At 69.5% G+C, this 5,703-nt stretch carries 7 protein-coding genes and 1 pseudogene; 2 read left to right on the top strand and 6 right to left on the bottom strand.

Going from position 1 to position 5,703, the window contains the following annotated elements:
- The 5 genes and pseudogenes from GT354_RS39845 to GT354_RS56820 form a co-directional block, all read right to left on the bottom strand.
- A partial coding sequence (locus GT354_RS39845) for an SMI1/KNR4 family protein (protein WP_161361296.1) occupies nucleotides 1-521 on the bottom strand: 521 nt, incomplete at its 3' end.
- A 47-nt stretch (nucleotides 522-568) separates the two neighbouring features.
- Nucleotides 569-934, bottom strand: coding sequence for a transposase (locus GT354_RS55055; protein ID WP_237535907.1), 366 nt, complete (start codon nucleotides 932-934; stop codon nucleotides 569-571).
- Nucleotides 883-2,040: an ISL3 family transposase gene (locus tag GT354_RS39840; protein WP_346012385.1), complete on the bottom strand. Its 1,158-nt coding sequence runs from the start codon at nucleotides 2,038-2,040 to the stop codon at nucleotides 883-885. Before GT354_RS39840 ends, GT354_RS55055 begins: the two co-directional genes overlap by 52 nt.
- Nucleotides 2,041-2,346: 306 nt before the next feature.
- Nucleotides 2,347-2,475, bottom strand: a complete 129-nt coding sequence (locus tag GT354_RS56825) for a hypothetical protein (RefSeq protein ID WP_346012386.1) — start codon at nucleotides 2,473-2,475, stop codon at nucleotides 2,347-2,349.
- A 58-nt stretch (nucleotides 2,476-2,533) separates the two neighbouring features.
- Nucleotides 2,534-2,797: pseudogene (locus GT354_RS56820) on the bottom strand (MerR family DNA-binding transcriptional regulator); the annotation flags it as partial.
- Between the two features lie 136 nt (nucleotides 2,798-2,933).
- On the opposite strand from GT354_RS56820, the gene GT354_RS55050 reads away from it, so the two are divergent.
- Nucleotides 2,934-3,272 (top strand): hypothetical protein, encoded by a 339-nt coding sequence (locus GT354_RS55050; RefSeq protein WP_237535906.1) that lies wholly within the window; start codon nucleotides 2,934-2,936, stop codon nucleotides 3,270-3,272.
- Nucleotides 3,273-3,608: 336 nt separating this feature from the next.
- On the opposite strand, the gene GT354_RS39825 is transcribed toward GT354_RS55050, so the two are convergent.
- Nucleotides 3,609-4,244 carry a TetR/AcrR family transcriptional regulator gene (locus tag GT354_RS39825; RefSeq protein WP_161361294.1) on the bottom strand — a complete coding sequence of 212 codons (636 nt, stop codon included), beginning with the start codon at nucleotides 4,242-4,244 and terminating at the stop codon, nucleotides 3,609-3,611.
- Nucleotides 4,245-4,392: 148 nt separating this feature from the next.
- Between GT354_RS39825 and GT354_RS39820 the strand changes: the two genes are divergently transcribed.
- The gene (locus GT354_RS39820; RefSeq protein ID WP_161361291.1) at nucleotides 4,393-5,127 is read left to right on the top strand and encodes an SDR family NAD(P)-dependent oxidoreductase; all 735 of its coding nucleotides are present in this window, start codon (nucleotides 4,393-4,395) and stop codon (nucleotides 5,125-5,127) included.
- Nucleotides 5,128-5,703: the final 576 nt, after the last annotated feature.

Below are 5,703 nucleotides of genomic sequence, written 5' to 3'. Positions count from 1 at the left end.
GCGCGGTTGTCCTTGCCGGCCGTCATGTGGTCGAGCCATCGCTCGTACCAGCCGAGGAAGTCGCGGGCGGAGGAGACGTTCGGGCCCCAGCAGCCGTCCGCGTTGCCGATGACGATTCGTCCGGTGAGGGGCCCGGTCATCGCGATGAGGGCCAGGTCGGTGCATCCCATGTCGATGATGCGAAGGAACAGGTCGTGCCCGGATTCCTCGGGGTCGGCAAGGCTGAATCCACGAGCGGTGCCGGGGGGATCCATCGTGTAGAGGGGGGGTTGCTCGGGGCCGGTGGGGTCCGACAGGCCGTAGAACGGCGCGGCGCCCGAGCCGCCGATGTGGAGCACGAACTGCCGGTACGAATCCGGGAGGACGACGGCGTGGGTGTCCTCGAAGGCGGTCAGTCGGGAGTTGGGAATGGTGGGGCCGAGACGGAACCGGTGCAGTTCTTCGCCGAACGAATGGCTGCGGTGGGGGTGGAATGGAACGGCGGCCAGTTTGCGGCGGATCCGGGGGATGCGGGTGTCCACGGGCGGTCTTCTCTCGTTCCCGACAACGTATCGTCCGTAGGCGGATGTCATGCGAGCAGGACGCGTTTTCTGAGGAGTCGGAAGCCCGCACGGCCAAACATTTGGCGCTTGAGCATCTTGATGCGGTTGACGTGTCCTTCGACGACGCCGGAGTTCCAGGGCAGAGTCAGCCCGGCGATGACCGCATCGCGGTCGCGGTCGATGCCCGCGGCAAGGGTGTGGAGGCCGGGAAGGTCGTCGCGGCGGACCGCGTCGAGCCAGTCCGGGAGTTGTTCGCCTCGGCGTTCGGTGAGCATTCGCGCGAAGGACCGGACGTGGCCGGTGAGGGCGTCGAGTTCCGGGCAGTTGGCCAGAACGGCCTTCAGCCGGAGTTGTTCGGTCTCGTCGAGGGAGTCGGGGGGCGGAGGATCCATCCGGCCACCTTCCGAGGGGACGGTGGAGTCGAGGTCGCGGTCGGCGAATCCGGCGAGAGGCGCTTGGCGCGAAAGTACGCGCGGACTCGCTGGTAGCTGCCTCGGTAGCCGAGCGGCACGATCTCTTCCCACAGCTTCCACGCATTGGTGCATCCCTGGTTCCAACGGTCGTCCGGGTAGGGCTTGTAGGCGTCGAGCACGGACTGTCGGCCCTGCCACTGGCCCCGAAAGAGATCTTCCGGGGCGACCGCGTCGGCGAGGAGCTTCACGGTGCGACTGGTCATCCGCAGTTGCCTCTCGATTGCGCGGCGGCTGATGCCGGTGGCCAACAGCGCGTGGACCTCGGCGTGGTTGGCCCGGGTCCGGTCGGCGAACCGGTGGCCGGTGGGCCACGGCGAGCCCGACGGATCGGCCTCGACCCGCTCCGGTTCCGGGCCGGGTCGGGGCACTTCCGGGACCAGGACACGCAGGCATTTGCCGTGGTCCGCGACGCTGCGTTCTGCGGCTTGGCCGAGGTTGTGCCACAGGTGCCATCGGTCGGCGACCTGGACGGCCTGGGGTGCGCCGGCGGTGGCGCCCTCGGCGAAGAACGGGGCGCGGTCTCGACATACGACCTCGATCCCCGGCCGTTCGCTCGGCCAGGCGGCCAGGCTCGCTGCCTCCCGATCGGGCAACAGGTCGATCGGCCGACGCGTCTCGACGTCGACCAACAAGGTGCCGTAGAAGCGGCCCTTGCGTGTCGCGTACTCGTCGACGCCCACCACGCGCGGGTCGGGAACGGTCGGTTCGGGCAGGGCCTCGACGAGCCGCAGGACCGTACTGCGACTCACCGAGATCCCGAAGACACCGGCCGGACGGGAGCCGGCACGCCCGGCGAGTGCGAGGCCGACTTCGGCCACTGTGTTGCGCAGACGCTCGGTCCGTTGACCGTGGCGGCGGGTCAGCATCGGTATCTGCTCGACGAAGGTCCTTCGAGCGCACGACTCGTCGCGGCAAACGAATCGGCGGACGTGTAAGCGCAACACCAACTTCCGGCCCCCACACGGCACATCGGCGGGAAACCGCAGGTAGGAACCGTGCACACGGTTTGACCAGGCTCCACACACCGGACACGAGGCACCGGCCCTGGTGCACCGGGCCTCCACGCGCACAACCTCGTCGTCCACATCGACCGACAACACCGCGACGTGCGCGATCGACGGAAACAGCAGCTCTTCCGGCCGGAGCAAGATCTCATCCACGACACCGAACTGTCGGGCATACCAAGCCGATCACCGACCAATTCCAGGCAACTTCCCCAGAGCCCAGAGGACCCAAGTCCGTGACTCAGCGTGCACAGTCCACAGAAGTTGAGCCAGAACCGCTACTCGTGAATAAAGCCAGTCGGGCATGCCGGTCGCGCGAGGGCGGGCTCAATCCGTCGCGAGACGTGCTTCGGCCAAGTGGGCCTGGATGGCGTCGCGGTGCCTGGTGAGAATGTCGATATTGCTCTGAATGTTGTCCGGTTCGCGGGCCAGGCCGGCGGCGAGTTCCGTGTCCACCTCCACCTCCACCTCCACCTTCGCCCGCAGCGACTCTCCCCCTGCCGAGGCCGGACCTGAGCAGGTCGCGAACCCGCTCGGCGCATACGAGGGACTCCTCGGAGAAATCCCGGTAGCCGTTGGGGAGACGACGGGGGTGCAGCAGGCCCAGTTGCTCGTAAGAGCGCAGCGAGCGGCTGCTGATCCCGGTGCGCCGAGACAGCTCACGCCACCCGCCTGGTCCCCTCGGAGCGGGCGGGCCGCGCCGTAGCCGTCGTATTCGCGAGCAAGTCCGCCGCGCTGGCCTTCGGCGTGCCGCTGGGAACCACGGTCGGCGACACACTGGGCCGGCGCAGCGCCTTCATCCTGCTCGCCGCGGTGGCCGCACTCGCCCTCGTCGCCGCACGACTCCTGCTGCCTGAGGCGTCCGGCCCCGCTGCGACGCGGGTCACGGCCCTGCCGCCGTCAAACTCCCGGGCGTGCTCGCCGTCACCGTCGCCACGACCCTGGTCATGCTCGGCCACTTCATCCTCTACTCCTACATCTCGCCCTACTTGCGGCACATCGGCGTCGGCTCGGCAGCGGTGGGCCCGGCGCTGCTCGGCTTCGGACTCGCGGGAGTTGTCGGAGTGTGGACCACCGGCGTACTGGTCGACCGCCGTCCCCGCGGCGCGACCCTGCTCTACGCCGGCGCGATGGCACCGGTCTTCGCGGCGTCGGCCGCCACGGGCAGGGCCACGTTCGTGAGTCTCGTGCTGATCGTCGTATGGGGCCTGCCTTCGCGGGTCTGCCCACCCTCTTGCAGTCCGCCGCGCTGACGGCCGCACCGCAGGCCCAGGCCGCGGTGTCCGCGCTGTACGTCATCGGCGTCAACTTCGGTATCGGCGGCGGTTCCATCGCGGACGGGCAGGTACGGGACCGTCTGGGAGTGGCTTCCTTGCCGCTACTCGCCGCCGTGCCCACGGCCGCGGCGTGGTTCGTCATCGTCGGAGCCCGCCGTCATGCCTTCCCCCGACGTCCGATCGCCGGTACCGGCGCCCGGCCGGAACAGGACAGCGGCGACAGCGTGCCCCGAGAGGCGAGCGAGGCGGGCGAGGCGGCGTGGGACGTCCTTCCGCTCCCTGAGGCGCCCCTTCCGGAGGCGTCCGCTCCTGCTACGGCGTGCCGCCGGCGAGCCTGCCCATCACCTCGTACAGCTGCTGCGGGGTCGGCGGGGCGACGGAAAGCGGACCTTGCGCTGTTTTCGTGCTCAGGCCGTCAAGCAGGAAGGCGACTTGGCGACGCCAGGCATCGGGCGCGGTGTCCGCGACTGCGCGAGCGAGCAGAGCGTTGGTACCGAAGAAGAGCAGCAGGTCCTCGCCGGTGAAGTCCGGGCGGATGGCGCCGGCCAGTCGGGCTCGTTCGATGATCCGCGTGGCGGCGTCCTGCGCCCGGCCGCAGATGGCCATCAGGCACTCGGCAGCCGGAAAGCGTCCGCTGACGACGTCGGCGACCGCGGGATCGGTGGCCTGCAGTTCACAGACCTTCTCGACGTAGTACGCGAACCCCTCCCCGGCCTCCTCGAAGGACAGGGCGCGCTCGGCGGCTTCGCCGAGACGGTCCGCGGCCAGGCCGGCCACCACTTCGTCGATGAGCGCCTCGCGGGTGCCGAAGAGGTTGTAGAGAGTGCCGTGACTGACACCGGCCCGGCGGGCGATTTCTTTCAGGGGCACCTTGAGGCCGCGCTCCTGGAAGAGCTCGGCGGCGGCTGCCCGCAGTTTCTCCGCGTTGCGTTGCGCGTCGGCCCGCATCAGGTCGTTCCTCCCGGCTCCGGCATTGCGGCCTCCATGGTCGCATTCCCCACGAGATTAACTTGACCCCTGGGTCAAGTCACATGTTACCGTCGACAGGCAAGTTGACCCCAGGGTCAAGAACGCTGCCATGGCAAGGAGTAGTCCTATGTCCAAAGTGATCGCCGTTTTCGGTGCCGGTACCGGTCTGGGTGTGTCCGTGGCCCGCCGCTTCGGGCGTGAGGGTTTCCGGGTCGCGTTGGTGGCCCGCGGCAAGGGCCGGTTGGACGCTCTCGTCGAGGTGCTCGCCGGTGAAGGCATCGAGGCGGTCGCGTTCTCCGCCGATCTCTCCAAGCCCGCCGAGGTGCCGGCTCTCGTCGAGGCGATCCGCGACCGCTTCGGCCGGATCGACGTGGTCGAGTACGGGCCGATCAGCGGCGACCAAGGCTTCACCCCGGCCGCCGAGCTGGACGCGGCCACCCTGGAGGGCCTGACCCCGCTGCTGCTGTTCACCCCGGTCGAGGTGGTCCGGGCTGTGCTGCCGGAGTGGACCGAGCGCGGCGACGGTGCCTTCCTGCTGGCTCAGGGCTACTCGGCGGCGCAGCCGATGCCCCATCTCAGCGGCCTGGGCCCGGTGATGTCCGCCACCCGTAACTACCTCTACTCCCTCAACGCCGAGCTGGCCGACACAGGTATCTACGTAGGCGCCCTGACCATCGCGTCCCTGATCGCCCGCAGTGAGGTGTCCGCCGCGGCCCAGGCCGCCTTCGAGTCGGCCGACGGTCCGCAGTTCCCGGTCGTCGACCCGGACGACCTCGCGCAGCACTACTGGAACATGTACACCAGGCGCGACCGCGTCGAGCAGTTCCACCCCGAGTCGATGGCTCCACAGGCCACTGTGTAACGCCTGCGGCGCCGAGCCGGACACCGAGGGACAGGCGAACTCCCGGGGCGGTGGCGGATACCGCCGTGTTGGACCCGGTCGAAGATGCGGGTGAACCGGTCGTCGGGCCGGCGGGTGCCGTGCTCGTTGTGGTGGCAGTGCGGGCATTGCAGGTTCGCGCGCCACGAGTGCGTCCGGCAAGCGTTGCCCGCGGATGTCGGCTCCAGGCCCGCGGATGTCGGTTCCAGGACGGCGGATGTCGGTTCCGGGACGGCGTGTTGGGCGCCGAGCAGGATCGAGCCCTCGCAGCGTTGTCCCTGATCGATGAGGGCGACGAAGGCCGCGTAGCGTAGTCGGCGGCGGTGGCGTCGGGTCGGGTCGGGTCGGGTCGGGTCGGATGAGGAACCGGGTCGTGGGCTCGCGCGGCACGCCGGGGACGAGGCCGGTGCCGTGTCGGGTGAACACGGTGTGGAAGGCGACGCCGGCCGGGTCCAGGACGAGTTCGCGGCCCGAGACCGAGTCGGGGAGGACGTTTCCGTCGGTCGGGCCGAGGCGTTCGGCGAGGGTGGGTGCCTGCGTCATCGGCTCCCCGCCGAA

Origin of the sequence: Streptomyces sp. SID3343, assembly GCF_009865215.1 — a bacterium.
Lineage (GTDB): Bacteria > Actinomycetota > Actinomycetes > Streptomycetales > Streptomycetaceae > Embleya.
The sequence above is the reverse complement of the archived record's forward strand: the minus strand, read 5'-3'. Positions and strand labels throughout refer to the sequence as shown.